Consider the following 23,673-nt stretch of genomic DNA (forward strand, 5'->3'; position numbering starts at 1 on the left):
CTCCTTACCCCGGCGCGCCGGGAGGATGGAAGCGGTCAGTCGATGATGTCCGCCTTCCCCTCGGCCCGCAACCGGGTGAGGTTCGCCTTCATCGCCGCGAGCACCTCGGGTGCGTGCGGGGTCCAGCGTTCGACCTCGCCGACGATGCGCAGGGGCGACCGGCTGCGGTAGCTGCGGGTCGGGTTGCCGGGGAGTTTCTTGTCGGTCAGGTTCGGGTCGTCGAACCAGTCGCCGGTGGGCTCGACGATATAGATGCGCTCGCGGCGGTCTCCGGCGGCGAGTTCGCAGCCCCACACCGCCGATTCGAGCGCGGCGGAAAAATAGATCCACGACAGCGGCGTGCCGTCGGCGAAATTGCTCGTCCGTCCCGCGGTGAGCAGGTCGCCGACGGCAAGGTCGGCGCGGGTGCCGTGATAGAAGGTCGCGCCGGCATCGGGGCCGGTGGGGGCGGCAGAGTCGATCATGCGGGGTTCGCTTTCACTGGGCGGGGGCCCTCTGGCGGAAGCTGCATCAACTGTCGTCCCCGGTTTCGGTTCCGGGCATTTCAAGCCCCAAGTTGTCAAACTTGTCACTCCCCTCCGGTATAATGATACCCGCGCGTGCCAGGTGGCGAAGCGGCGTGGTCGCGATGCCGGCTTCGGCTTCGGCCGAGACGACGGGCCCGTCCGGGTCGAAGCTGTCGTCGGTCTCGCCCTCCTCCTCCTCCTCATCATCATCATCATCGCGCGGACCGATGCCGTAACGCTCCGGGTCGAGCCCCAGCGCGGCGACGAAGCGGCGCGGGTCGGGCAGCGCGGCGACGGCGCCCGCCTCCTCGCCCTCGAACGCCGCCTCCTCGGCCAGGTCGATCAGCTCCGACAGGAGCAGCGCCGGGCCATCGACATGCTGGTCGGGCTCGCGCGCGTCGCGCCATTTGCCGAAGCGCACCGGGTCGCGCAGGCGCAGGATGAACTGGGTCAGCCGCTCGTCATAATAGCGCCGCTCGCCGATCTGCTGGCCCTGATAGAAGACCGGCCGCGCGACGCCGTGCACTGCGCGCGACAGCGCCGCGTCGGCGAGCCGCCGCACCCCGAAGTCGAGCGCCGCGTCCCACGCGAGCCGGAACGCCTGCGCCTCGGGCCGGCGGCGGAGATTATAGGCGGCGGTCGCCGAGAGCCCGGCCGCCTCGGCGGCTCGGGTGACGCAGGCACTCTCCGCCAGCGCCTCGATGAAGGCGACCTGCCGCTCGGGCGTCCAGCCATTGTGGCGGGCGTGGAGGGCTACCGGGATAAAATCGGAAGCCGCGGCACGCGCATCGGCACGCGGGGCGGCACGGGGGGCGGCAGGGCGAGGAGGGATGTTGCTGTGCTTCATCGGACAGGATGAACCACAAATGACGAATGTAGGAAAGGGGTTTTGCCTATCTGGTTAGTTTATCGTGGCCGGGCCGTCGCGGCGGTCATTCCGCATCGTCGGAGGGATCGAGCCGCACCACCCACATCGGCCGGCCCTCGGGCGACAGCGCGATGTCGGGCGAGGGGACCGGATCGGCCCCGGTCTCGATCCAGCCGCGCCCGTCGCATTTGGGGCAGGGCACGCGGATCGAGCGCTGGCTGACGAAGTCGATCTGGCTGTTCCACTGGCCGTACCCCGCGCAGACCGGACAGATGACGTCGAGGTCGCCGGTGCGCGGGCGCGGCGAAATGCCGTCGAGCGCGTGCGGATCGTGCGGGCCGGAACAATGGACGATGTTCGAGGCGTGCGACATGCGGGGGAGGATAGGCGGCGGGGGTGGGGGTTGGCAATGCGGGGCGGAAGGCGCGGCGCGCTGTTGTGCCTTTCCGTCACCCCGGACCCTTCGACAAGCCCAGGACAGGCTTGATCCGGGGCCTGCCTGTCTTCGGGCGTGGCAAGGAAGGCGGGTCCCGGGTCGAGCCCGGGATGACGCGATCGGTCAGGCGACGCTGCCGCGGAGCCGCCAGCGGCCGTGCTCGACATGGGTGGTCTTGCCGACGATGCTTTCGGTCAGGATGATCTCGTCGACCGTCCAGCCGATCGGGGGCATCTTCTGGGCGTTCAGCCGGTCGCCGCGATAGTTGATCGTGATGTGCGGTTCGGGGGTGGTGCCGTCCATGATCGGCGCCTTCGCCGCGAGCAGATGGTTCACCAGCGCCTTCTGGAACGCCCGCGCCTCGGCCAGCGGCTCGCGCGTGCGCAAAGTCACCGCCTTGCGGTTCTCGATCCGGTCGAAACGGAGCGGAAAGGGCGCCGCGGCGAAGCTGTCGAGCGCGGCGATGGTCGCGGGCAGCCACTCGGGCGGCACATGGTGCAGGTCGTAGAGCGAGATGAGCGTGACATGGAGGAGGTCGGGGCCGCGCCCGGGGTCGTTGCGCGGCAGCGCGGCGATTTGCGCCTGCACCTCCGGCGGCGGCTTGGCCATGACGTAGAGGGGGTTCCGGGCGCGCATGGGTGGGAGTGTAGCATGGTGTGGGGGGTGCCGAATGGCGGCCGATCTATGCGGTTCCCTATTTTTTCTGCGATATTTCTTCGAAATTCCAGTAATTACTTAGCTCTCGAATGATTGCCTTCCGTGGATTTTCTTTCATCCCGGTTACGTACAATCGGTCTTTTTCATTCTGTGCTGAAAGTCTTTTTGAATGTTTCTCTGGAGTTTCTTTAGACATTTTCGAGATCCTTGATGTCTTCTATCCTACCAAGGCTTTCCATTTGCGACGCGACAATGGCCTCAACAGAAAGATGTGCTGTAGAAAGAGAAACAAGTTTCGGTAGGGCCTGATCTTTTGTCCATTCGACAATGTACCCTTCTGATGTTTTTCTTTTTGTAGAACTAAAAATGTCTCTAAAACGCCTCGGAGATACGCCTTCAAACGGGCGAAATACCACTTTTTTCGATTTATCTTCGGGCGCAGATTCCTCATCTATAGAGACATCTTCCGGGTAGAGTTCCTTTGTCATGCTCTTAGGGTAGGGTTCAATATAAACCACGTTCTCTATTCCTGACGAGATGATATGCCTTGCACACATGTGGCACGGGAAAGTGGTTGAGTAAATCGTCCCTCCGCCGACTGCCAAGCCCCGCCGCGCCGCTTCAGATAATGCATGCATCTCTGCATGAACAACTCGCCCAAATTCAATCAAATTTGAAACTCTCAAATCCTTGAAACGGCTTTTGAGATTTCCAAAAATGAGATCTGTTACGAAGGCGTCAATCTGATCACTTGGTAGGTTGAGGACGTCAACATCCTTCTCGGCAAGGAACTTGATGAGTTCTTCGATAATGTCAATTTTCTTGACGGCGTTAAAATCTCGTCCGGTCGTGAAATCACGATTATCCCTTTTTCCTTCATCGTCGATCCAAAACGAACCCCCGCCCGGAAGGGGAACCTCATTGCAGCCTTGCGCAACGACATCTCCTTGAGCGTTCGCTATCACGGCGCCAATTTGCCGCGAAAGATCGGCAGATTTAAGAGCGATTGAACTGGCTTGGAACATATGCATTTCGCAACGGGTCGGCGTCGCATATGGATAGCTGAAGATGTTTTGGAAAAAGTCATCTAGCATAGACTGGAAATCTCCGTCCATAGATAGAAAGAAATCTGCCAAATGAAATGTCTCAGATAGATTCTGCCCTATTTTTGCACCAGGTCTTTTTCGATCAAGACTAATTAAATTATCAGCAGATTTAGAAAATTTGGCATCATTTGTAGTTTTATAAGATTTTGCAATTTGTCTTGTGAGATGTTTTTTCCGGTCATTCTCATGTGTGAACGCTGATATCATTATGAACTTATCGCCGTATATGTGTCGAAGTAGGTCGACCTCATCGGGATGCTTAAGGCTGTTCAGTATATAGCAATGATTGTATAGTTCCAAATCTTCATAGTCTAAATCGCATCCTTCCTTTAGAAGGAATCCCTGTCTAAGACTTCTAATTTCTGTAGCTATTAAGGGTACAGTGGCGGCTCCAGAGTTTACTTTCCTTCTTAGGAGGTCTGCAGCCGCCATGAGAAGCTCAACACGACGATCAAACTTTGATTTCGTTATCTCATCCGAAACGGTCTTTGAACAAACCGCTTGAATGAGTGAGCTCACCCTTATCTGGAATGACCGATAGCCATATGGTCTAATGGCATCCGCTACCTCAGATGCCAGAGATTGCAGGTCTGTGCCGGCGGGTCCCGCGAGTCCAATAACAATCTCGGGCTTAGGGAAAAGTGGATCGTAGTGCTTCATGGATATGAGTTGTACTAAAAGCTGCTTTCTCGCAAGATGCTGACTTCTCAATCATGCTCGCCACCATCAGCGCCCATATACAATTCCAGTCCGGTTTCCTCATAATCCTCAACTACGGTGACAGGTGCAATAATCCCCAATCAACAAGCGGATTACCTCGCCTCAGGACGCCAGCTATCGGTTGCCCGTGCATCCGCGAGTGCGCTGCGCAACGCAGCGCCGTGGGCCGCGTCGTTCTTGTCCGCTTCCCATGCGCGGCAGGCCTGGTCTGCGGCCTTGTAGCCGGCTTCCTGATGCTCGCGGATCGCGCGGCGGCGGTCGCGGGCGGTTTTTTCGGCGGGGGTCTCGCCTTCGTAGCAGCTGACGAATTCGCCGCTGCCGGGGTCGCCGCAGTTGGCGTCGCCCTCTATCATCGCGGCGAGCATCAGGCGGGGATAGACCTGATAGACGCGTTCGCATTCGGCCGCGAGCGCGGCATCCTTCGCGTCGGCCGCGATCGGGGCGGCGAGCGCCGCGGCGACGATGGTCAGCGACACGGTCCGTTTCACAGGCGCTCCTCCCCCTTGCGGGGGGCGCCGGTGCGCCGCCCTGCCGCTTAATGCCCCATTGCGCCGCCGGGCTCAATCATGCTCCCGCCCGCCCGCGCCCATATACAGCTCGCGCCCCGTATCCTCATAGACCTGGCTCATTTCCGCCATGCCCTTCTCGGCCTCTTCGGCGGCGATGAAGCCGGCGCTGTCCTGATTTTGCAGCTTCGCGAACTCGCGGACTTCCTGGCTGATCTTCATCGAGCAGAATTTGGGGCCGCACATGCTGCAGAAATGGGCGGTCTTGGCGCCCTCCGCCGGGAGAGTCTGGTCGTGGTATTGCTCGGCGGTGTCGGGGTCGAGGCTGAGGTTGAACTGGTCGCGCCAGCGGAATTCGAAGCGGGCTTTCGATAGCGCGTCGTCGCGGACCTTGGCGGCGGGGTGGCCCTTGGCGAGGTCGGCGGCGTGGGCGGCGAGCTTGTAGGTGACGACGCCGACCTTCACATCGTCGCGGTCGGGGAGGCCGAGATGCTCCTTGGGGGTGACGTAACAGAGCATCGCGGTGCCGTACCAGCCGATCATCGCGGCGCCGATGCCGCTGGTGATATGGTCATAGCCGGGCGCGATGTCGGTGGTCAGCGGCCCGAGCGTGTAGAAGGGCGCCTCGCCGCACGCCGCGAGCTGCTTGTCCATATTCTCCTTGATCTTGTGCATCGGGACGTGGCCCGGGCCCTCGATCATCACCTGCACATCCTGTTCCCACGCGCGCTTGGTGAGCTCGCCGAGCGTGTAGAGCTCGGCGAACTGCGCCTCGTCGTTCGCGTCGGCGATGCTGCCGGGGCGGAGGCCGTCGCCCAGCGAATAGGCGATGTCATAGGCCTTCATGATTTCGGTGATCTCGTCGAAGCGTTCGTAGAGGAAGCTCTCCCTGTGATGCGCGAGGCACCATTTCGCCATGATGCTGCCGCCGCGGCTGACGATGCCGGTGACGCGCTTCGCGGCGAGGGGCACGTAAGGAAGACGGACCCCCGCATGGATGGTGAAATAGTCGACGCCCTGCTCGGCCTGCTCGATCAGCGTGTCGCGGAAGATCTCCCACGAGAGTTCCTCGGCGATGCCGCCGACTTTCTCGAGCGCCTGATAGATGGGGACGGTGCCGATCGGCACGGGCGAGTTGCGGATGATCCATTCGCGCGTGTCGTGGATGTTGCGCCCGGTCGATAGGTCCATGACGGTGTCGGCGCCCCAGCGGATCGACCAGACCATCTTGTCGACCTCGGACGCGACGTCGGACGCGACCGCGCTGTTGCCGATATTGGCGTTGATCTTGACCAGGAAGTTGCGGCCGATCGCCATCGGCTCGCTTTCGGGGTGGTTGATGTTGCTGGGGATGATCGCGCGGCCGCGCGCGACTTCCTCGCGGACGAATTCGGGGGTGACATAGTCGGGGATGCTCGCGCCCCAGTCCTGCCCGTCGCGGATGTACTCGGCGAGGCGTTCGCGGCCGAGATTTTCGCGGGTCGCGACATATTCCATCTCGGGGGTGATGATGCCGCGGCGGGCGTAGTGCATCTGGCTGACGTTCTGGCCGGGCTTGGCGCGCAGCACCGTCTTGCGGACGTTGGGGAAGGCGGGGACGCCGCCCGAGCGGTCGGGGCCGAGCTGGCCGTTGTCCTCGGGGCGGACTTCGCGCTGGGTCACCTCCTCGACGTCGCCGCGGGCGCGAATCCACGCGGCGCGGAGTTCGGGGAGGCCCTGGCCGATGTCGATGCGGGCGTTCGGGTCGGTGTAGGGGCCCGACGTGTCGTAGACGCGGACCGACGGCTCATTGCTGTGCGGGTCGAGGTCGATCTCGCGCATCGCGACGCGGATGCCGCTGCCGGTGGGGCTCGCGACATGGACCTTGCGGCTGCCGCGGATCGGCCCGGTGGTGACGCCGATCCTGTCGGCAGCTTCTATGCGGGAATCGATGTCGGCCATGTCAGTCGCTCCAAGGGTTTCGGAGCGAGTTGGGGATTCCGGGCTAGGAATACCGACCCTCCCTCCGCCGGTATTACCCGGATCAGGTTCGACGGGTCGCGGGCTGTTCCGCTCTCAACCTGTTTCTGCACACAGGCTCCCCGGGGATGGAGGGGGTTATAGAGGGGCTTGGGCCGAAGGGGAAGGGGGCTCAGCCCGTCCGCCGCGCGAGCCAGACGCCGGCGATCATCAGCGCGATGCCGGCGGTGCGCCGGGCATCGATGGGAAAGCGCAGCGAGCCGAAGAGGCCGAAATGGTCGATCGCGGCGGCGCTGACGAGCTGGCCGACGAGGACGAAGAAGATCGCGTTGCCGACCCCGAAGCGCGGCGCGATGAAGGTCACCGCGATAACATAGAAGGCGACGAACAGCCCGCCGAAGTAGAATTGCGGCGGCACCGCGGACGACAGCCGCACGTCGCCGAGCGATCCCGTCGCGGCGGCGCCCGCGAGCGCGATGAGGAGCGCGAGGCCGAAGAGGATCACCGAGGCCGCCATCGGGCTGCCGAGCCGCGCGCCGAGCCCGCCGTTCAATGCGGCGAGGATCGGGATGCCGACCCCGGTCAGGAACATGATGAGGGCGAAGGTCGGGGCGTTGTGGGCGGTCACGGCGGCTCTCCTGCGGGAACGCCGCCGCTTGTCCCCGCTTGGGTCGCGCGCGGCAAGGGGGTATTGTTTGGGGCCGCGCCCAATTCTCCGCTCGCCCTGAGCTTGTCGAAGGGGCCCGTTCTTCTCTGCAGCGTCAGAAGGAAGGACGGTGCTTCGACAGGCTCAGCACGAACGGATTTGGGAAAAGCCGTGTCGATCGAATGCGCCCTAGAATTGATAGGCGACCCCGGCGCCGCCGATCCACTGGTCGGCGTCGCCGGCGATGCGGACGATCGGCGAGGCGGCGAAGCGGCTGGTCATGCGGCCGTACTGGACGCCGCCGATGAGCACGAAGCCCTTGCGCAGGTCGCCCGACAGGGCATAGGCGCCGGCGACGCCGATCGTATATTTGCCCGCGGTCGCCTTGCGCCCGGCGCCGTCGTAGACCGGGAGCCCGCTCGCGGCGCTGCCCGCCGGGTCGATGTCGTAATAATAGTCGCCGAACCCCTTGCCATAGATGTTCACCGACGCCGACAGGCCGACATAGGCGCGCTTCGAGATCGGGGTGCCATATTCGATCGTCGGCGAGGCGACCCAGCTGCCGTGGCGGCCCGAAATATCCTTGAGCACGACGATGCGGGCGCCGAGCTGGTCATATTTGCTGGTGATCAGTCCCGAATAGGTGACCCCCGCCGAAATCCCCGCCTCGACCGCCATCTTGCGTTCGCCGAGCGCCTCGACCTGCGGGTCCTTGATGCGCCCGGTACGGTCGCTGCGGAGATTGATCAGCGGGCCGAATTTCCAGTCGATGCGCTGGCCGCGCCGCTGGCGGATCAGGTCGACCTGCAAATTGGTGCCCCGGGTCGAGAAGGAAAAGCCCGACAGCCGGCCGCGCAGATAGAAGCCGGGAAGCACGACGCGCTCGTCCGAGCCGTTGTAGCTCGGCGCGGTGACGACCCCCGCGGCGATGGCGAGATAATCGCGCGACCATTTGCGGTCGGGATCGTCGTCCTGCGGCCGCGCGGGGGGCAGCAAAATATCCTGGTCGACCTCGCTGTCCTGGAAATGGCTCGCCGGCGCCGGCGCGGCGGGCGGCAGGCCGGGGGCGACGTCGGCGTCGCCCAGGGCGGTCAGGTCATAATCGAGCGTCTCGTCGGCGGCCTGCGCCGGAGCGGCGGCCAGCAGGCTCGCGGCGGCGGCGAGGGCGGCGGGACGGAGGTGGCGGGCATGGCGGGAGGCGAGGGTGTCCATCGGCGATTGCGGTCCTAATGTTATTGCCCCTCTGAACAGGGGTGTAAGTGATCGCCCGGCCGATGCAAAGGCCGCGTCTTGCGGGCGCATGCTTTTCGCGCCATCGTGGCTTTCGTGCATCAATACAGACTCTTCGCCTTTCTATGCCGCCACGCGGCATTCGGTTCCGCATGAGCCGCGCCCCGCGCCTCGCCGGCTATGCGCTGATGGCCGCGGCGGCGCTGATCGCGGTCGCGATGCGGCGCGGCGCGATCGAGGCGGTCGGGCCCTTTCCCGCGATCGCGGCGGCGCTGTTCCTGGGGATGGTCGGGGCGATGCTGGTGTTCACCGACCTGATGGTGCGCGGGCTCTATGCGCAGGTCGACGCGGCGAAGCGGGGGGAGGAGGAGAAGGATTAAGCCCCTCCTCTTCAGAGGAGGGGTTGGGGGTGGTGGCGCGCGACAGCGCGCAAGGCGGCAGGCACCACCCCGCTGCGACTAGGTCCGGCTGCGCCGAACCAAGTCTCGCTGCCCCTCCTCTGAAGAGGAGGGGAATCTGGCTTTTTGTTCGACACTATCTGCCGTTGCCAGTATGACGCTGCGGATGACCGACGTTCCGCATACGCCGCTGCTCGACACGGTGGATGTCCCCGCAGACCTCCGCAAGCTGAAACCCGAACAGCTCCGCGCCTTCGCCGACGAGCTGCGCGCCGAGATGATCAGCGCGGTCGGGACGACGGGCGGGCATCTGGGGTCGGGGCTGGGCGTCGTCGAGCTGACCGTCGCGATCCATTATGTGTTCGACACGCCGCGCGACAAGCTGGTGTGGGACGTCGGGCACCAATGCTATCCGCACAAGATCATCACCGGGCGCCGCGACCGCATCCGTACCTTGCGGACGGGCGGCGGCATCAGCGGCTTCACCAAGCGCAGCGAGAGCGAGTACGACCCGTTCGGCGCGGCGCATTCGTCGACCTCGATCAGCGCCGCGCTGGGCTTCGCGGTCGCGAACAAGCTCAGGCAAGAACCCGGCCGCGCGATCGCGGTGATCGGCGACGGATCAATGTCGGCGGGCATGGCCTATGAGGCGATGAACAACGCGCAGCAGGCGGGCAACCGGCTGGTCGTCATCCTGAACGACAACGACATGTCGATCGCGCCGCCGGTGGGCGGCCTGTCGGCCTATCTCGCGCGGCTGGTGTCGTCGCGGCCCTTCCTCGAGCTGCGCGAGATCGCGCGGCGCTTCGCCCGGAAACTGCCCGAGCCGCTGCACAAGGCGGCGCGCAAGACCGACGAGTTCGCGCGCGGCATGGCGATGGGCGGCACGCTGTTCGAGGAACTCGGCTTTTATTATGTCGGGCCGATCGACGGGCATAATCTCGACCATCTGATCCCGGTGCTCGAAAATGTCCGCGACAGCGACCATGGCCCGGTGCTGATCCATGCGGTGACGACGAAGGGCAAGGGCTATGCGCCCGCCGAGGCCGCGGCCGACAAATATCATGGCGTCCAGAAATTCGACGTGATCACCGGCGAGCAGGCGAAGGCGCCGCCGGGACCGCCCGCGTACCAGAATGTGTTCGGCGAGACGCTCGCGAAGCTCGCCGAGACCGACAAGCGCATCGTCGCGATCACCGCCGCGATGCCGTCGGGCACCGGGGTCGACAAATTCGCAAAGGCGCATCCGACAAGGACCTTCGACGTCGGGATCGCCGAGCAGCATGCGGTGACCTTCGCCGCGGGGCTCGCGGCGCAGGGGATGCGGCCGTTCGCGGCGATCTATTCGACCTTCCTCCAGCGCGCCTACGACCAGGTCGTGCACGACGTCGCGATCCAGAATCTGCCGGTGCGCTTCGCGATCGACCGCGCGGGGCTGGTCGGCGCCGACGGCTCGACGCACGCGGGCTCGTTCGACGTCACCTATCTTGCGACGCTGCCGAACATGGTGGTGATGGCCGCGGCCGACGAGGCCGAGCTGGTCCACATGACCTATACCGCCGCCGAGCATGACGACGGGCCGATCGCCTTCCGCTACCCGCGCGGCAACGGCACCGGCGTGGCGCTGCCCGCGGTTCCCGAGAAGCTCGAAATCGGCAAGGGCCGCGTGGTGCGGCAGGGCAAGACGGTCGCGATCCTGTCGCTCGGCACCCGGCTCGCCGAGGCGCTGAAGGCGGCCGACACGTTGGAAGCGAGGGGCCTGTCGACGAGCGTGATCGACCTGCGCTTCGCCAAGCCGCTCGACGAGGAATTGATCCGCAGGACGCTCGCGGGCCATGAGGTGTGCGTGACGATCGAGGAGGGCAGCATCGGCGGCCTCGGCGCGCATGTGCTGACGCTGGCGAGCGACGAGGGGCTGATCGACGCGGGGCTGAAGCTGCGCACGATGCGGCTGCCCGACGTCTTCCAGGACCAGGACAAGCCCGAAGCGCAATATGAGGCCGCGGGCCTCAACGCGCCGCAGATCGTCGAGACGGTGCTGAAGGCGCTGCGGCACAACAGCGCGGGGGTCGAGGAGGCGGGCGCGCGGGCGTGAGCCCCTGGTGGTTCGCCGCCGGTTGCTCCCGGTCCGGCGATTCCCCTGTTCCGTCACCCTGAACTGGTTTGGCGATCATAGCCGCACCGTCCGTAGCCCCTTATGTGTCATTGCGAGGAGCGTAGCGACGAAGCAATCTCCAGCCATCGGCATGGCGGGGCGATGGCTGGAGATTGCTTCCCCCCGGCTTCCGCCGGGGTCGCAATGACGAGGCAACGGATACGGCCGGAACGCCGGTCCATGAAAAAGGGCGGCCGAAGCCGCCCTTTCCCGCATCTCCGCGCGAAAATCTGCCGGGCGCTCAGGTCCCCGGGATCGCCGCCGAGGCGTCGCGGCCGTCGCCTTCGGGGGCGGCGATGATGTCGCGGGTGGCGAGGCCCTTGTCGACGACCTGGGTGTCGGGGCTGCCGACCTCGCTGCGGATGCCGGGGTCGGCGCGGGCGCCGTCGGCGGCACCGATGATCGACGTCTCGGTCGCGCTGCGCGGCGAGGCGCCGCCGAAGAGCGCGCGCAGCGTCTGCTCGGCGGTCGAGTCACCACCGGGGCGCGCCGCGCCGGGCGCGGGCGGGACGAGCGAGAAATCGGGCGGCACGACGAGCGGTGCCTGGCGCGACACCGCGAACTCGTCGGGACGATCGCGGCTGAACAGGCTGTTCGACCCGCAGGCCGACAGCGTCGTCGCGGCGAGGGCGGTAGCAAGGATAGCGGTGGTCCGGTTCACGTAAAAACTCTCCTGATGCGCCCCGTTAGTCGGTGGCGGCCGCATCGCTGGACGAAGCGGGCGCCGCTGGCGCCTTTTCGCGCAAGAGCAGCGCCCGCGCAACCAGCAAAAGCACGCCGATCGTGATGCACGCATCGGCGACGTTGAAAATGAGGAAGGGACGGAAGGTGCCGAAATGAAGGTCGGCGAAGTCGACCACGAAGCCGTGGCGGATGCGGTCGAGGATGTTGCCGAGCGCGCCGCCGAGGATCAGCGCGAGCGCGAACACGTCGCCGCGCGCCTTCTCGCGCGTCATCCACACCGCGACCGCGATCGCGACGAGCGCGGTGACCGCGACGAGAATCCAGCGCTGATTGTCGTCGCAGCGTGCGAACATCGACAGCGAGATGCCGCAATTCTCCGCCCAGGTCAGGTTGAAGAAGGGCAATATCTCCATCACGCGCTTGGGTTCGAGCGACAGCGGGACGATGACCACCCATTTGCTGATCTGGTCGGCGAGGAAGGCGAGCGCGGCCACGATCAGGCCGAAGCGCAGGTGCGGGGAACGTTTGCCGGTCATCGTCCGTCCAATACCGTCTCGCAGCGATTGCACAAGGCGCCGTCCTCGGTCACTTCGGGAAGGTGGCGCCAGCAGCGGCCGCATTTGTGGTTTTCGGTGCGCTTCACGTCCCAGTCGTCGCGGTGGACGGTCGAGGTGATGAAAATCTCTTCGAAATCGACGTCGTCGGGATCGTCCGGCAGCCAGACCTCGGCTTCGAGGCTGGAGCGGATGATCTTTTCGCGGCGCAGCGGCTCGATGCGCTCGGTGACGAGGGCGCGGGTGGCGCGGATCTGCGCCCACTTCTCCCGCAATTCGCGGGTGGGACCCGCGAGCGCGGGAAGCTCGGGCCACTCCAGCAGATGGACGCTGCCCGCGCCCGGATAGCGCGTGCTCCACACCTCTTCGCTGGTGAATACCAGCACCGGCGCCGCGTAGCGGACGAGGGCGTGGAAGAGGGTGTCGAGGACGGTGCGATAGGCGGCACGCTCGGCGGTCTGATGGCCGGTCTCCGGGTTGACGTCGCAGTAGAGCCGGTCCTTGCGGATGTCGAAATAGAAGGCCGACAGGTCCTCGTTGCAGAAATCGGCGAGGAGGCGGGTGTAGGCGTTGAAGTCGAAATCGTCGACCGCCGCCGCCAGCTTGGCGTCGAGGTCGGCGAGGAGCGACAGCATATAGCGTTCGAGTTCGGGCATCGCGGCGACGTCGGTGACGCGCTCGGCCTCGGTGAAGCCGTCGAGCGCGCCGAGCAGGTAGCGGAAGCTGTTGCGCAGCTTGCGATACTGGTCGGCGACCCCGGCGAGGATTTCCTTGCCGATGCGGTGGTCCTCGGTGAAGTCGACCGACAGCGCCCACAGGCGCAGGATGTCGGCGCCATAGTCGCGCATCAGGTCGATCGGGCTGATCGTGTTGCCGAGCGACTTGGACATCTTCATGCCCTTGGCGTCCATGGTGAAGCCATGCGTGAGGACGGCCTTATAGGGCGCGCGGCCGCGGGTGCCGCAGGACTCCAGCAGCGACGACTGGAACCAGCCGCGATGCTGGTCCGAGCCTTCGAGATAGAGGTCGGCGGGGTGGGTCGAGCCGTCGCGGCGGACGAGCTGCGGCCATTTGCCGCTTTCGAGCACGAAGGCGTGGGTCGAGCCCGAATCGAACCAGACGTCGAGGATGTCGGCGACGCGCTCGTAATCGGCGGCGTCATAGGCGTCGCCCAGATAGTCCTGCGCGCGCGCGTCGCTCCACGCGTCGACCCCGCCCGCGCGGATCGCGGCGACGATGCGGTCGTTGACCTGCGCGTCGTTCAGATAGTGGCCGGTCTTGCGGTTCACGAACAGCGTGATCGGCACGCCCCACGCGCGCTGGCGGCTGAGCACCCAGTCGGGGCGCGTTTCGACCATCGATCCGATGCGGTTGCGGCCCTTGGCGGGCACGAAGCGCGTCTCGTCGATCGCGCGCATCGCGGTCTCGCGCAGCGTCTCGCCGTCGCCCTGATGCGCGCGGATCTCGGCCTCGGCGGCGCAGCGCGGGGTGTCATGGTCGACGACCTTGTCCATCGGCACGAACCACTGCGGGGTGCAGCGATAGATGACCTTCGCCTTCGAGCGCCAGCTATGCGGATAGCTGTGCTTGTAATCGGCCGAGGCGGCGAGCAGCGCGCCGGCATCGCGCAGGTCCGAGCAGATCGGGCCGTCGGGGGCGTTGAACTTGGGGTTGATGACGCTGCCCTGCCCGCCGAGCCACGCCCAGTCGGCGCGATATTTGCCGTCGCCCTCGACCGCGAAGACGGGGTCGATGCCGTTCGCCTTGCACAGGTCGAAATCATCCTCGCCATGGTCGGGCGACATATGGACGAGGCCGGTGCCGCTGTCGGTGGTGACGAAATCGCCCGCGAGGAAGGGGCGCGGGCGGGCGAAAAAGCCGCCGAGCGCGTGCATCGGGTGGCGGGCGATGGTGCCGGCGAGGTCGGAGCCTTTGCCGTTCCAAATAACGTCATAGCCGTAGCCGCCGACGCGCTTCCAGAATGACTCGAGCAATTCGGTTGCTACGAGGATTTTCTGCGGGAACGGTCGTTCTGCCTCGGTCGCGCGCAGTACGGATGATACGCGCAAGCAGGAATACCCAACCTCCGGCCCATAGGCCAAAGCCTGGTTGACCGGGATCGTCCACGGAGTCGTCGTCCAGATCACCGCATGCGCGCCGACCAGTTCGGGGATCGGGCTCTCGACGATCTCGAACGCGACGTCGATCTGGGTCGAGACGATATCCTCATATTCGACCTCGGCCTCGGCGAGCGCGGTCTTTTCGACCGGGGACCACATCACCGGCTTGGCGCCGCGGTAGAGCTGGCCGCTTTCGGCGAATTTGAGCAGTTCGCGGACGATCGTCGCCTCGGCGTCGAAATCCATCGTGAGATAGGGGTGGTCCCAGTCGCCGCCGATGCCGAGGCGCTTCAGCTGCTCGCGCTGGACGTCGACCCAATGCTGGGCATAGGCGCGGCATTCGGCGCGGAATTCCTCGACCGGAACCTCGTCCTTGTTCAGCTTTTTCTTGCGATACTGTTCCTCGACCTTCCACTCGATGGGCAGGCCGTGGCAGTCCCAGCCGGGCACATAAGGAGCGTCCTTGCCCTTCAGCGTCTGGGTGCGGACGACCATGTCCTTGAGGATATGGTTGAGCGCATGGCCGATGTGCATGTCGCCATTGGCATAGGGCGGGCCGTCGTGGAGGATGAACTGCGCGCGGTCCTTGCGGCTCTCGCGAATCTGCCCCTCGAGATCGCTCTCGAGCCATTTGGCGAGAATCGCCGGCTCCTTCTGCGGCAGGCCGGCCTTCATCGGGAAGTCGGTCTTGGGCAGGAAGACGGTGTCGCGATAGTCGCGCTCTTCTTTGGCGGGCACAGTGTCGGTCATGGTGCGCGCGCTTAGCGTAAATGGGGTGGGATAGTCACGTTGAAGTTGAAGTCTCGCCAGCATGGGGATTGTGCGGCGTCATCGACCACGGTTTTCGCCGGGGATCACGGTAGAGCTTGGTGAGCCCCGGCGAAAGCCGGGGTCCAGATGCCTAGCGCAAAAGGTCGAAATAGAGATCGCGCCAATCGGGGTTCATCGTCTCGATTAACTCGATCTTCCACGCGCGCTTCCACCCCTTCATCTGCCCCTCGCGGCGGCGGGCGTCGTGGAGATTCTCGAAGTAGCCGTACCAGACGAGCCGTTTGAGGCCGTATCTTTTCGTAAAGCCCTCGATCGTCCCTTCGCGATGTTGCCAGATGCGCTGGGCGATGTTGCTGGTGACGCCGATGTAGAGCGTGCCGTTGCGCCCGTTGGTGAGGATGTAGACCCAGCCTTGCTTCATCGCCGCGCGGTTATAATGGACCCCGGCTTTCGCCGGGGAGCACTTCATCGATATGGACGCGATCATTTCTGCCGCGGGCGGAGGGCGGGGCCGAGGTTGTAGATGTCGTCGATCCAGACATAGCCCTTGAAGCTCGCGGGGATGCGGGTGAGCTGCTGGACCTGCGACAGGCCCATGCCGGCATGGTCGTCGCCGCGCGGGCCGATGAGGAGGAGGCGGGTGCCGTGTTCGGCGGCGCGGGCCTGGAGGCGGTCGGGCCAGCCCCAATAGGCCCATTGGCGGTCGAGCGGCACGACGATGGTGCCGCCGGTGCAGCTTTGCGGGAACCAGCCCGACCAGCCGAACTTGAGATAGTCGGTGGTGCAGCGCTTCGCCCCCGCGGGGTCCATCGCCCACGCCCTGGGTGCTTTCGCGCGGATGGGCGCGAGCGCGCGCGCGTCGCCGAAGAAGGCGAAGCGCGGCTGGTTCGGGTCGATGCCGGCGCGCGCGAAGGCGGCGAGCGCGAGCTCGGCCTCGCCGGGGTCGCGCGACTTGAAGTTGATCACTATCGGCAGGTGGCCGAGATCGGCGAGCACCTCGTCGAGGCTCGGCATCAGGCCGACGCCCGTGCCGCGCAGCGGGAAGGTCCTGCCGCCGTCGGCGGTGTAGCCATAGCCGATGTCGAGCGCCTTCAGCTCGGCCATGGTGCGGTCGCGGATCGGCCCCTTGCCGTCGGTGCGGCAATCGAGCGTCCAGTCGTGGAAGACCGCGAGCCGGCCGTCCTTCGTCGCGGCGACGTCGAACTTGATCATCCCCGCGTCGCGCCCGACCGCGGCGCGCAGCGAGCGCAGGCTGTTCTCGATATAGGGATGCTCGGGCGGGTAGATGCGCGCCGCGGTGCAGGTCGTGTCGGTGACGCCCGCATGGTCGAAGAGCTGCGACACGCCGCGATGCGCGATGAGGATGCGCTTGCCCGCGGGATCGGGAGCGAGCCAGCTCGCGTTCGAGAGCGTCAGCCAGGCGACGAGGAGGCCGAAGAGCCAGAGCAGGATCTTCGCGCGGCGCGTCAGCGGCTTTTTCTTCGGGCCTTCGAGGCCGGCGGCCCAGTCGTCGGTCGTCGTGTCGGTCATGTCATCCCCCCGGATTTCGTCATGCCGGACTCGATCCGGCATCCATTCGGCGCAGCGTTCAATGGACCCCGGATCAAGTCCGGGGTGACGAAGAAATCATAGATCGGCCAATAATTGCTTTGCCGCGTCGCAATCCGCCGCGATCTGCGCGGTCAGTGCGTCCATGCTGTCGAATTTCGCCTCGCCGCGGATGAAGGCGTGGAAGGCGACGTCGATCTCCTGCCCGTAAAGATCGCCCGCGAAGTCGAAGAAATGCGGTTCGAGCAACTCCTTGGGCGGATCGAAGCTGGGGCGGATGCCGAGATTCGCCGCGCCTTTCAGCACCCGGCCATCGGGCAGGCGGCCGGTCACCGCGTAGATGCCGTAGCGCGGGCGGAGATAGGCGCCCATGTCGATGTTCGCGGTCGGGAAGCCCAGAAGGCGGCCGTTCTTGTCGCCGTGCTGGACGGTCCCGCGCACGGTGAAGGGGCGGGTGAGGAGGCGCGTCGCGGTCGCGCAGTCGCCGGCCTGGAGCGCCTCGCGGATGCGGCTCGACGAGATGGTCTCGCCGCCCTCGTCGACCGGGGCGACCATTTCGGTGAAGAAGCCGAGGCGGCGCGCGTGGTCGGCGAGGGTCACGACATCGCCGCCGCGGCCCTTGCCGAAGACGAAGTCGGCGCCGGTGACGACCCCCGCGGCGCCGTAGCGGGCGAGGAGGATGTCGGTGATGAAATCCTCGGCGGTCGTGCCCGCCATGGCGGCGTCGAAGGGGAGGACGAGCATCGCGTCGGCGCCCGCGGCGCCGAACAGCTCCTGCCTTTGGTCGAGCGTGGTCAGGCGGAAGGGCGGCGCGCCGGGCTTGAAGAAGCGCACCGGATGCGGGTCGAAGGTCGCGACGATGCACGGGCGCGCATCGTCCTGCGCGTGGTGGACCGCGCGGCCGACGACCGCCTGATGCCCGGCGTGGAAGCCGTCAAAGTTGCCGAGCGCGATGACGCCGCCGCGCAGGGGCTCGGCGATGCGGTCGTGGCCGTCGAGGCGGATCATCTCGCCACCCTCTCTCCGTTCGTGCTGAGCTTGTCGAAGCACCGTTCTTCCCCTTGCGGATTCAAAAGAAAGAACGGCCCTTCGACAAGCTCAGGGCAAGCGGATTTGGGAAGGATGAGGGTCATTTACTCGCGTCCGCCCGCATCGGCACGATCCCCGCGCGCAGGACGCGGATCGCGTTGCCGCCCATCGCGGCGCGGATTTCGTCGTCGGTGAAGCCCGCGTCGATCAGCGCCTGCGTCACCTGCACCAGCTTCGACGTGTCGAAGCGGACGGTGGTGGCGCCGTCATAGTCGCTGCCGAGCGCGACATGGTCGATGCCGACGAGGTCGCGGACATGCTTCATCGCCCTCGCGATTCCCGCGGGCGAGGTGTCGCACACCGCGGCGTCCCAATAGCCGATGCCGACAAGGCCGCCGGTCGCGGCGACCCCGCGGATCTCGGCGTCGGTGAGGTTGCGGTTGACCCGGCACGTCGCCTGCACCCCGCCGTGGCTGGAGACCACCGGGCGGCGCGCCATCTTCAGCACCTCGGCGACCCCGGCGTGGCTGAGGTGGGCGAGATCGACGATCATCCCCTTTTCCTCCATCGCGCGCACGACGCGGCGGCCGAGCGGCGTGAGCCCGCCCTTCTTGAGCCCGTGCATCGAGCCCGCGAGGCCATTGTCGAAGAAATGGGTGAGCCCCGCCATGCGGAAGCCCGCGGCGTGGAGTTTGTCGAGGTTGGCGATGTCGCCTTCGAGGTCCTGCAGCCCCTCGATGCTGAGCATCGCGCCGACCGGCACCGCCTTGCCGCCGCGGCGCGCCGCGAGCAGCGCGCCCAAATCGACCGGGTTCGCGATCGCGCGGAGCTGGCCGTCCGAATCCCGGGCGGCGCGGTGCAGCTTTTCGGCGTGCCACAGCGAGCGTTCGAGCAGCGAATTCCACGTCCGCACCGGCTGGAGCTGCGCGATCACGAGCCCGGTGATATTGTCGCCGTCGGCGCTGTTGGCGTCGTAATTCTGATTCTTCGGCGTCTTGGTGACGCTCGAGAAGATCTGAAGCGCGACGTTGCCGTCCTCGAGCCGCGGCAGGTCGACATGGCCCTGGCCCGAGCGGGTCAGGAGACCGCGTTTCCACATCAGGGTGTCGCTGTGCAGGTCGACGATCGTCAGGCCGCGGTGGAGCGCGCGGGCGCGCTCGCTGACCTGCGGCAGCGCGCCGCCCTCGACCTTGTTCATGCTGCGCTCGACCATGGCGGGGGCGAACAGGAAGAAGGCGGCGGCCGCGACGAGCAGCAGCGCGAGGAGGCCGAATATCCAGCGGCGCATCTTTTTCTCCCCCCCTAGAGCACGGCTTCGGATTGAACAGCATCGTCATTGCGAGCGGCGAAGCCGCGCGGCAATCCAGAGTTGGCGTAAACCGCTCTGGATTGCTTCGCTTCGCTCGCAATGACGAGGTGGATGACGGTCATTCCGGTCTAACCCATCCGGCGCGTAAAGGTGACGAAGGCGTAGGCGGGGCGCCCGGCCTCGTCCGCCGGATGATCCTCGCGCGCGACCTCGCGCCACTCGGCGGGATCGGGGGCGGCGATGACCGCGTCGCCCCTGGGTTCGAGCGCGACTTCGGTGAGTTCGATGCGGTCGGCGAGCCCCAGGAAGAGGCGGTAGATTTCGGCGCCGCCGATCACCATCACCTGCGGCGCGTTGGCGAGGCGCAGCGCTTCGGGAGCGCTGTGCGCGACCTCGGCATGCTCGTCGTGCCATTCGGCGTCGCGGGTGAGGACGATGTGGCGGCGGCCTTCGAGCACCGCGGGCAGGCTGTCGAAGGTCTTGCGCCCCATGATCATCGGGCGGCCCATGGTGAGCTGCTTGAAGCGGCGGAGATCGGCGGGGAGGTGCCACGGCATCCTGCCATCGGCGCCGATCACGCCATTGGCGGCGCGCGCGAGGATCAGCGTGATCTCGGGACGGTTCATAAGGGCCCTTCGGGAGCGGTTCCGACCCAGGTGGCGTGGCCGAGCTTGCGGCCCTCGCGCACCTCGGTCTTGCCATAATGGTGGACGCGGGCGGCGCCGTCGGCGAGCAGCGCGGGAACGCCCTCGATGGCGCGGCCGATCAGGTTGCGCATCGTGACCGGCAGCGCGAGCGTGCCGGTGTCGCCGAGCGGCAGGCCGGCGACGGCACGGATGTGGTTCGCGAACTGGCTCGCCGCCGCGCCCTCGATCGTCCAGTGGCCGCTGTTGTGGACGCGCGGCGCCATCTCGTTGAAGACCGGCCCGTCGTCGGTCGCGAAGAATTCGCCGGTGAGGACGCCGACATAGTCGAGGGCGTCGGCGATGCCGGTCATCAGCGCGCGCGCCGCGTCCTGCTGGGCGAGGATCATGCGCGGCGGCGGCAGGCTCGAGGTCGCGAGGATGCCGCCTTCGTGGACGTTGACCGGCGAATCCCAGAAGCGGGTCTCGCCGTCGATGCCGCGCGCGAGAATCACCGAAAATTCGTGCGCGAAGGTCACGAAGCCTTCGAGGATCGCGGGGTGGCGGCCGATCGCCTCCCACGCCGCATCGGCGTCGGCGGGGGCCGCGAGGCGCGCCTGGCCCTTGCCGTCATAGCCCATGCGGACGGTCTTGAGGATCGCGGGGGCGCCGATGTCCGCCAGCGCGGCATCGAGCGCGGCGCGGTCGGGCACCGCGGCGAAGGGCGCGGTGCGGCCGCCGAGCCCGGCGACGAAGCGCTTTTCGGCGAGGCGGTCCTGCGCGATTTCGAGCGCCGCCGCGCCCGGGCGCACCGCGACATGGCCCGACAGGAAGCGCACCGTGTCGACGGGGACGTTCTCGAACTCGATGGTCACCGCGTCGCAGGCGGCGGCGAAGGCGGCGAGGCGCGGCTCGTCGTCCCACGCCGCCTGCGTGTGGTGCGCGGCGACCTCGGCCGCGACGCTTTCGCGGTCGGGGGCGTAGACATGCACCTTGTAGCCGAGCGGCGCCGCGGCGAGCGCGAGCATGCGGCCGAGCTGGCCGCCGCCCAATATGCCGATGGTCGAACCGGGTGGCAGCACCTGCGTTCAGCCCTCGCGAACGGGGATCGGGGCGACGCCCTCGGTCTGCGCGGCGCGCCAGGCGTCGAGCCTTTGCGCGAGGTCGGGGTCGGCATTGGCGAGCAGCGCGGCGGCGAAAAGGCCGGCGTTGGTCGCGCCCGCCTTGCCGATCGCGAAGGTCGCCACCGGAACGCCGCCGGGCATCTGGACGATCGAGAGGAGGCTGTCCATGCCGCTCAAGGCGGCCGACTGGACGGGAATGCCGAGCACCGGCACGCGGGTCATCGCCGCGACCATGCCGGGCAGGTGCGCGGCGCCGCCGGCGCCGGCGATGATCGCCTGGAGCCCGCGGCCCGCGGCCGCCTTCGCATAATCGACCAGCCGGTCGGGGGTGCGGTGGGCGGAGACGATCCGGACCTCGTGCGCGATGCCGAACTGGTCGAGGATCTGGACCGCATGCGCCATGGTCGGCCAGTCCGACTGGCTGCCCATGATCACGCCGACGCGTGGCGCCGTGTCGTCCATTCGAAACCCTCCTGCCCCGGCGATTCCGTCGCCGCCCCACCCCCTAGCGGGTCGGAAACCGTCGGGCAACGCCATCCGATTATTGCCGCGTTTACCGATTGGTATGGAGTCGCGGCTATCGTCATGGGCCACACGAGATCGTCGGCATCCGGCCGACGGCGCTTTGGGTACGCATCGGGGACGTCGAATGGACAGCATGGGGGGAGCGCGGATCGCGGTCGACCAGATCGGCTTCGCACCCGTCGACTCCGTCGAGGACCAGCTGCGCGAGATGCGCCGCGAACGCGACGCGCTGCGCCGCGAGAACCGCATCCTGAAGATCGCCGTCGCCGAGCTCGAACGCGTGTCCGAACGCGACACGCTGACCCCGCTGTTCAACCGCCGCTATTTCCTGACCGCGATCCACCAGCGCATCGCGCGCTTCGAACGCCGCGCCGAGACCGCGGCGATCGTCTTCGCCGATGTCAACCAGCTGAAGTTCATCAACGACAGCTTCGGCCACGCCGCGGGCGACTTCGCGCTGCTCGAGATCGCGAACCGGCTGCTCGGCGCGATCCGTTCGGTCGATGTCGCGGCGCGCATCGGCGGCGACGAATTCGGGCTGATCCTCGACCAGTCGAGCGAGTCCGGCGCGCGCACGCAGGTGGCGCGGCTGTCCGCGCTGCTGAGCGCGACCCCGGCCGTCTACGACGGGCGCGAGATTTCGCTGTCGGCCTGTTTCGGCGTCGCGATGCTGCAGTCGGACATGAACGAATCGGATATCCTCGCCGCCGCCGACCGCGACATGTATCTGTGCAAGCTGGGGCAGGACGGCCCCGCCGGCCACCGCTAGGGTCAGGCCCTAGGGTCGAGGCGAACCCCCGCGGACCCGGCGAGGCCGGAGCGCGGGATGGAGGCACCCGATGGACGCGATCATGGTGACGCTGGTGGCGGTGCTGCTCGCCAATGCCGACGGGCGCAGCGGCCGTTTCCTGTCGCGCCTGCTCGACGCGCGCACCGACCGGCGCACGGTGACGGGCATCGCGGTCGGCAGCTTCATCGTCAACGCGCTGGTCGCGGCGTTCGCCGGGTCGATCGCCAACCGGATGATCGGGCAGGGGATCGTCGCGCTGCTCGTCGCCTTCGCGCTGCTCACCGCGGCGGCGGCGTTGCTGTGGCGCGGGCGGCTGACGCTGGCCGACGAGCAGGCCATGGGCGCGCCGGCGCCGGTGCTTGCCGCGCGGCTGCTGCTCGTCCAGCTCGGCGACCGCAGCCATTTCCTGATCGGCGCGCTCGCCGCGACGAGCGGGGCGGGGCTGTGGGCGGCGGCGGGCGGGCTCGCCGGCTGGATCTTCGCGGCGCTGCCCTTTCTCGCCTTCGGCCCCGCGCTCGCCGAGCGGCCCGCGGCGCGGATCGTCCGCTGGGCGAGCGCCGCGGTGCTCGGCGTCTGGGGGCTGCGCATGGCGATGACGGCGTTCGGCTTGTAGGAAAGACGTCAACTGATCGATTTTGTCGATCAGCGCGACCGAGAGCCCTCATGGGCGTTGGGACGGGGGAAAGCCTATATCGAGAGCAACGAAAGGAGCTTCCCCATGTCCAAGGCCATGCCCGATAAGAAGAATCAGCCCGCCGTCGCCGATGCGCTCAACGCGCTGCTCGCCGACAGCTTCGCGCTCTATCTCAAGACCAAGAATTACCACTGGCACGTCGAGGGCCCGCGCTTTCGCGAACTGCACCTGCTGTTCGACGAGCAGGCGGCGCAGATATTGGCGACGACCGACCTGATCGCCGAACGCGTGCGCAAGAACGGCGCGCCGACGCTGCGCTCGATCGGCGAGATCGGTCGCCGCCAGTCGATCAAGGACGACGACAAGGCCGGGGTCGCCGCCGACGCGATGATCGCCCAGCTCGCCGCCGACAACGAGGCGCTGCTCGCGCAGATCCGCGAGACCAAGGCGGCCGCCGAGGCCGATGGCGACATCGCGACGAGCGGACTCGTCGACGGCTGGGCCGACGAGGCGCAGCAGCGGATCTGGTTTTTGAAGGCGACGCTGGGCGGTTGAGGCGCGCGCGTTGGGGTGGGGAGCGGATGTTGCATAGCCCGTCGCTCCCGCGAAGGCGGGGGCCGCCGCCGTTTTACGCAGCGGCGCAGGAATAAGCCTCCAGCGGCCCCCGCCTTCGCGGGGGCGACGGTTGTTATCGGCTGAAAGCAGCCACGCTACGCCACGCGCCAACGAAAAAGGGCGGCCCGCAAAGGCCGCCCTCTTCCTCTATCGCTGTGCC

General features: G+C 66.6%; 26 protein-coding genes and 1 riboswitch. Of the genes, 5 read left to right on the forward strand and 21 right to left on the reverse strand.

The features are described from left to right. Positions 1-35 precede the first annotated feature (35 nt). From arr to CD928_RS08830, 10 genes are all read right to left on the reverse strand, one after another. Positions 36-464 (reverse strand): NAD(+)--rifampin ADP-ribosyltransferase, encoded by a 429-nt coding sequence (gene arr, locus CD928_RS08790; protein ID WP_095386724.1) that lies wholly within the window; start codon positions 462-464, stop codon positions 36-38. Between the two features lie 46 nt (positions 465-510). Continuing rightward, positions 511-1,353 (reverse strand): hypothetical protein, encoded by an 843-nt coding sequence (locus tag CD928_RS08795; RefSeq protein WP_095386725.1) that lies wholly within the window; start codon positions 1,351-1,353, stop codon positions 511-513. A gap of 85 nt (positions 1,354-1,438) precedes the next feature. Then, complete coding sequence (locus tag CD928_RS08800) at positions 1,439-1,747, reverse strand: hypothetical protein (RefSeq protein WP_095386726.1); 309 nt, start codon at positions 1,745-1,747, stop codon at positions 1,439-1,441. Between the two features lie 186 nt (positions 1,748-1,933). Then, a complete protein-coding gene (locus CD928_RS08805) occupies positions 1,934-2,446 on the reverse strand; it encodes a 2'-5' RNA ligase family protein (protein WP_095386727.1) in 513 nt (170 codons plus the stop codon). Positions 2,447-2,504: 58 nt separating this feature from the next. Continuing rightward, entirely contained in the window at positions 2,505-2,663 is a 159-nt protein-coding gene (locus CD928_RS23375; protein WP_176473524.1) for a hypothetical protein, read from the reverse strand. Next, positions 2,656-4,233, reverse strand: a complete 1,578-nt coding sequence (locus CD928_RS08810) for an anti-phage dCTP deaminase (RefSeq protein ID WP_095386728.1) — start codon at positions 4,231-4,233, stop codon at positions 2,656-2,658. Before CD928_RS08810 ends, CD928_RS23375 begins: the two co-directional genes overlap by 8 nt. Positions 4,234-4,385: 152 nt before the next feature. After that, the gene (locus CD928_RS08815) at positions 4,386-4,781 is read right to left on the reverse strand and encodes a hypothetical protein (protein ID WP_095386729.1); all 396 of its coding nucleotides are present in this window, start codon (positions 4,779-4,781) and stop codon (positions 4,386-4,388) included. Between the two features lie 72 nt (positions 4,782-4,853). Further along, complete coding sequence (gene thiC / locus CD928_RS08820) at positions 4,854-6,740, reverse strand: phosphomethylpyrimidine synthase ThiC (RefSeq protein ID WP_095386730.1); 1,887 nt, start codon at positions 6,738-6,740, stop codon at positions 4,854-4,856. A 42-nt stretch (positions 6,741-6,782) separates the two neighbouring features. Further along, positions 6,783-6,893: riboswitch (TPP riboswitch) on the reverse strand. A gap of 37 nt (positions 6,894-6,930) precedes the next feature. Then, complete coding sequence (locus tag CD928_RS08825) at positions 6,931-7,386, reverse strand: DMT family transporter (RefSeq protein WP_217983745.1); 456 nt, start codon at positions 7,384-7,386, stop codon at positions 6,931-6,933. A 207-nt stretch (positions 7,387-7,593) separates the two neighbouring features. Continuing rightward, entirely contained in the window at positions 7,594-8,616 is a 1,023-nt protein-coding gene (locus tag CD928_RS08830; RefSeq protein WP_141237128.1) for a MipA/OmpV family protein, read from the reverse strand. Between the two features lie 170 nt (positions 8,617-8,786). Between CD928_RS08830 and CD928_RS08835 the strand changes: the two genes are divergently transcribed. Both CD928_RS08835 and dxs read left to right on the forward strand, forming a co-directional pair. Next, positions 8,787-9,014, forward strand: a complete 228-nt coding sequence (locus CD928_RS08835; RefSeq protein WP_095386732.1) for a hypothetical protein — start codon at positions 8,787-8,789, stop codon at positions 9,012-9,014. Positions 9,015-9,198: 184 nt separating this feature from the next. Continuing rightward, positions 9,199-11,127, forward strand: coding sequence for a 1-deoxy-D-xylulose-5-phosphate synthase (dxs, locus tag CD928_RS08840; protein ID WP_095387344.1), 1,929 nt, complete (start codon positions 9,199-9,201; stop codon positions 11,125-11,127). 301 nt (positions 11,128-11,428) lie between these two features. On the opposite strand, the gene CD928_RS08845 is transcribed toward dxs, so the two are convergent. The 11 genes from CD928_RS08845 to purE all read right to left on the reverse strand — a co-directional run bounded on the left by CD928_RS08845 (position 11,429) and on the right by purE (position 21,411). Then, positions 11,429-11,848, reverse strand: a complete 420-nt coding sequence (locus tag CD928_RS08845; protein ID WP_095386733.1) for a DUF3035 domain-containing protein — start codon at positions 11,846-11,848, stop codon at positions 11,429-11,431. A gap of 25 nt (positions 11,849-11,873) precedes the next feature. Then, positions 11,874-12,407, reverse strand: coding sequence for a signal peptidase II (lspA, locus tag CD928_RS08850; protein ID WP_095386734.1), 534 nt, complete (start codon positions 12,405-12,407; stop codon positions 11,874-11,876). Continuing rightward, positions 12,404-15,295 (reverse strand): isoleucine--tRNA ligase, encoded by a 2,892-nt coding sequence (ileS, locus tag CD928_RS08855; protein ID WP_095386735.1) that lies wholly within the window; start codon positions 15,293-15,295, stop codon positions 12,404-12,406. Before ileS ends, lspA begins: the two co-directional genes overlap by 4 nt. 151 nt (positions 15,296-15,446) lie before the next feature. Continuing rightward, positions 15,447-15,785 (reverse strand): GIY-YIG nuclease family protein, encoded by a 339-nt coding sequence (locus tag CD928_RS08860; protein WP_255247088.1) that lies wholly within the window; start codon positions 15,783-15,785, stop codon positions 15,447-15,449. Positions 15,786-15,799: 14 nt separating this feature from the next. Beyond that, positions 15,800-16,846: a glycerophosphodiester phosphodiesterase family protein gene (locus CD928_RS08865; RefSeq protein ID WP_176473526.1), complete on the reverse strand. Its 1,047-nt coding sequence runs from the start codon at positions 16,844-16,846 to the stop codon at positions 15,800-15,802. A gap of 96 nt (positions 16,847-16,942) precedes the next feature. Continuing rightward, the gene (locus CD928_RS08870; RefSeq protein ID WP_095386737.1) at positions 16,943-17,872 is read right to left on the reverse strand and encodes a bifunctional riboflavin kinase/FAD synthetase; all 930 of its coding nucleotides are present in this window, start codon (positions 17,870-17,872) and stop codon (positions 16,943-16,945) included. A gap of 121 nt (positions 17,873-17,993) precedes the next feature. After that, complete coding sequence (locus tag CD928_RS08875; protein ID WP_095386738.1) at positions 17,994-19,181, reverse strand: dipeptidase; 1,188 nt, start codon at positions 19,179-19,181, stop codon at positions 17,994-17,996. Positions 19,182-19,195: 14 nt separating this feature from the next. After that, positions 19,196-19,324: a hypothetical protein gene (locus CD928_RS23765; protein ID WP_255247089.1), complete on the reverse strand. Its 129-nt coding sequence runs from the start codon at positions 19,322-19,324 to the stop codon at positions 19,196-19,198. A 6-nt stretch (positions 19,325-19,330) separates the two neighbouring features. After that, positions 19,331-19,828 carry a dihydrofolate reductase gene (locus tag CD928_RS08880; protein ID WP_095386739.1) on the reverse strand — a complete coding sequence of 166 codons (498 nt, stop codon included), beginning with the start codon at positions 19,826-19,828 and terminating at the stop codon, positions 19,331-19,333. Beyond that, positions 19,825-20,907, reverse strand: coding sequence for a 5-(carboxyamino)imidazole ribonucleotide synthase (locus CD928_RS08885; protein ID WP_095386740.1), 1,083 nt, complete (start codon positions 20,905-20,907; stop codon positions 19,825-19,827). The genes CD928_RS08880 and CD928_RS08885 overlap by 4 nt, the downstream gene beginning before the upstream one ends. 6 nt (positions 20,908-20,913) lie before the next feature. Then, positions 20,914-21,411 carry a 5-(carboxyamino)imidazole ribonucleotide mutase gene (purE, locus tag CD928_RS08890; protein WP_095386741.1) on the reverse strand — a complete coding sequence of 166 codons (498 nt, stop codon included), beginning with the start codon at positions 21,409-21,411 and terminating at the stop codon, positions 20,914-20,916. A gap of 187 nt (positions 21,412-21,598) precedes the next feature. Between purE and CD928_RS08895 the strand changes: the two genes are divergently transcribed. The 3 genes from CD928_RS08895 to CD928_RS08905 all read left to right on the forward strand — a co-directional run bounded on the left by CD928_RS08895 (position 21,599) and on the right by CD928_RS08905 (position 23,453). Beyond that, positions 21,599-22,243 carry a GGDEF domain-containing protein gene (locus CD928_RS08895; protein WP_095386742.1) on the forward strand — a complete coding sequence of 215 codons (645 nt, stop codon included), beginning with the start codon at positions 21,599-21,601 and terminating at the stop codon, positions 22,241-22,243. 70 nt (positions 22,244-22,313) lie between these two features. After that, positions 22,314-22,877, forward strand: a complete 564-nt coding sequence (locus CD928_RS08900) for a hypothetical protein (protein ID WP_095386743.1) — start codon at positions 22,314-22,316, stop codon at positions 22,875-22,877. A 105-nt stretch (positions 22,878-22,982) separates the two neighbouring features. After that, a complete protein-coding gene (locus tag CD928_RS08905) occupies positions 22,983-23,453 on the forward strand; it encodes a Dps family protein (RefSeq protein WP_255247090.1) in 471 nt (156 codons plus the stop codon). Positions 23,454-23,673: the final 220 nt, after the last annotated feature.

This window comes from Sphingopyxis sp. GW247-27LB, from assembly GCF_002277025.1.
Lineage (GTDB): Bacteria > Pseudomonadota > Alphaproteobacteria > Sphingomonadales > Sphingomonadaceae > Sphingopyxis.

Excerpts from the sequence above, each read along its gene's own strand:
- CD928_RS08800 (WP_095386726.1), bottom strand. The coding sequence starts at position 1,747 with ATGTCGCACGCCTCGAACATCGTCCATTGTTCCGGCCCGCACGATCCG.
- CD928_RS23375 (WP_176473524.1), bottom strand. The coding sequence starts at position 2,663 with ATGTCTAAAGAAACTCCAGAGAAACATTCAAAAAGACTTTCAGCACAG.
- CD928_RS08875 (WP_095386738.1), bottom strand. The coding sequence starts at position 19,181 with ATGCGCCGCTGGATATTCGGCCTCCTCGCGCTGCTGCTCGTCGCGGCC.
- lspA (WP_095386734.1), bottom strand. The coding sequence starts at position 12,407 with ATGACCGGCAAACGTTCCCCGCACCTGCGCTTCGGCCTGATCGTGGCC.
- CD928_RS08805 (WP_095386727.1), bottom strand. The coding sequence starts at position 2,446 with ATGCGCGCCCGGAACCCCCTCTACGTCATGGCCAAGCCGCCGCCGGAG.
- CD928_RS08830 (WP_141237128.1), bottom strand. The coding sequence starts at position 8,616 with ATGGACACCCTCGCCTCCCGCCATGCCCGCCACCTCCGTCCCGCCGCC.
- CD928_RS08860 (WP_255247088.1), bottom strand. The coding sequence starts at position 15,785 with ATGAAGTGCTCCCCGGCGAAAGCCGGGGTCCATTATAACCGCGCGGCG.
- CD928_RS08900 (WP_095386743.1), top strand. The coding sequence starts at position 22,314 with ATGGACGCGATCATGGTGACGCTGGTGGCGGTGCTGCTCGCCAATGCC.
- CD928_RS08880 (WP_095386739.1), bottom strand. The coding sequence starts at position 19,828 with ATGAACCGTCCCGAGATCACGCTGATCCTCGCGCGCGCCGCCAATGGC.
- CD928_RS08905 (WP_255247090.1), top strand. The coding sequence starts at position 22,983 with ATGTCCAAGGCCATGCCCGATAAGAAGAATCAGCCCGCCGTCGCCGAT.
- CD928_RS23765 (WP_255247089.1), bottom strand. The coding sequence starts at position 19,324 with ATGACCGTCATCCACCTCGTCATTGCGAGCGAAGCGAAGCAATCCAGA.
- CD928_RS08870 (WP_095386737.1), bottom strand. The coding sequence starts at position 17,872 with ATGATCCGCCTCGACGGCCACGACCGCATCGCCGAGCCCCTGCGCGGC.
- CD928_RS08835 (WP_095386732.1), top strand. The coding sequence starts at position 8,787 with ATGAGCCGCGCCCCGCGCCTCGCCGGCTATGCGCTGATGGCCGCGGCG.
- ileS (WP_095386735.1), bottom strand. The coding sequence starts at position 15,295 with ATGACCGACACTGTGCCCGCCAAAGAAGAGCGCGACTATCGCGACACC.
- CD928_RS08810 (WP_095386728.1), bottom strand. The coding sequence starts at position 4,233 with ATGAAGCACTACGATCCACTTTTCCCTAAGCCCGAGATTGTTATTGGA.
- purE (WP_095386741.1), bottom strand. The coding sequence starts at position 21,411 with ATGGACGACACGGCGCCACGCGTCGGCGTGATCATGGGCAGCCAGTCG.
- CD928_RS08795 (WP_095386725.1), bottom strand. The coding sequence starts at position 1,353 with ATGAAGCACAGCAACATCCCTCCTCGCCCTGCCGCCCCCCGTGCCGCC.
- CD928_RS08865 (WP_176473526.1), bottom strand. The coding sequence starts at position 16,846 with ATGACCGACACGACGACCGACGACTGGGCCGCCGGCCTCGAAGGCCCG.
- arr (WP_095386724.1), bottom strand. The coding sequence starts at position 464 with ATGATCGACTCTGCCGCCCCCACCGGCCCCGATGCCGGCGCGACCTTC.
- thiC (WP_095386730.1), bottom strand. The coding sequence starts at position 6,740 with ATGGCCGACATCGATTCCCGCATAGAAGCTGCCGACAGGATCGGCGTC.
- dxs (WP_095387344.1), top strand. The coding sequence starts at position 9,199 with ATGACCGACGTTCCGCATACGCCGCTGCTCGACACGGTGGATGTCCCC.
- CD928_RS08895 (WP_095386742.1), top strand. The coding sequence starts at position 21,599 with ATGGACAGCATGGGGGGAGCGCGGATCGCGGTCGACCAGATCGGCTTC.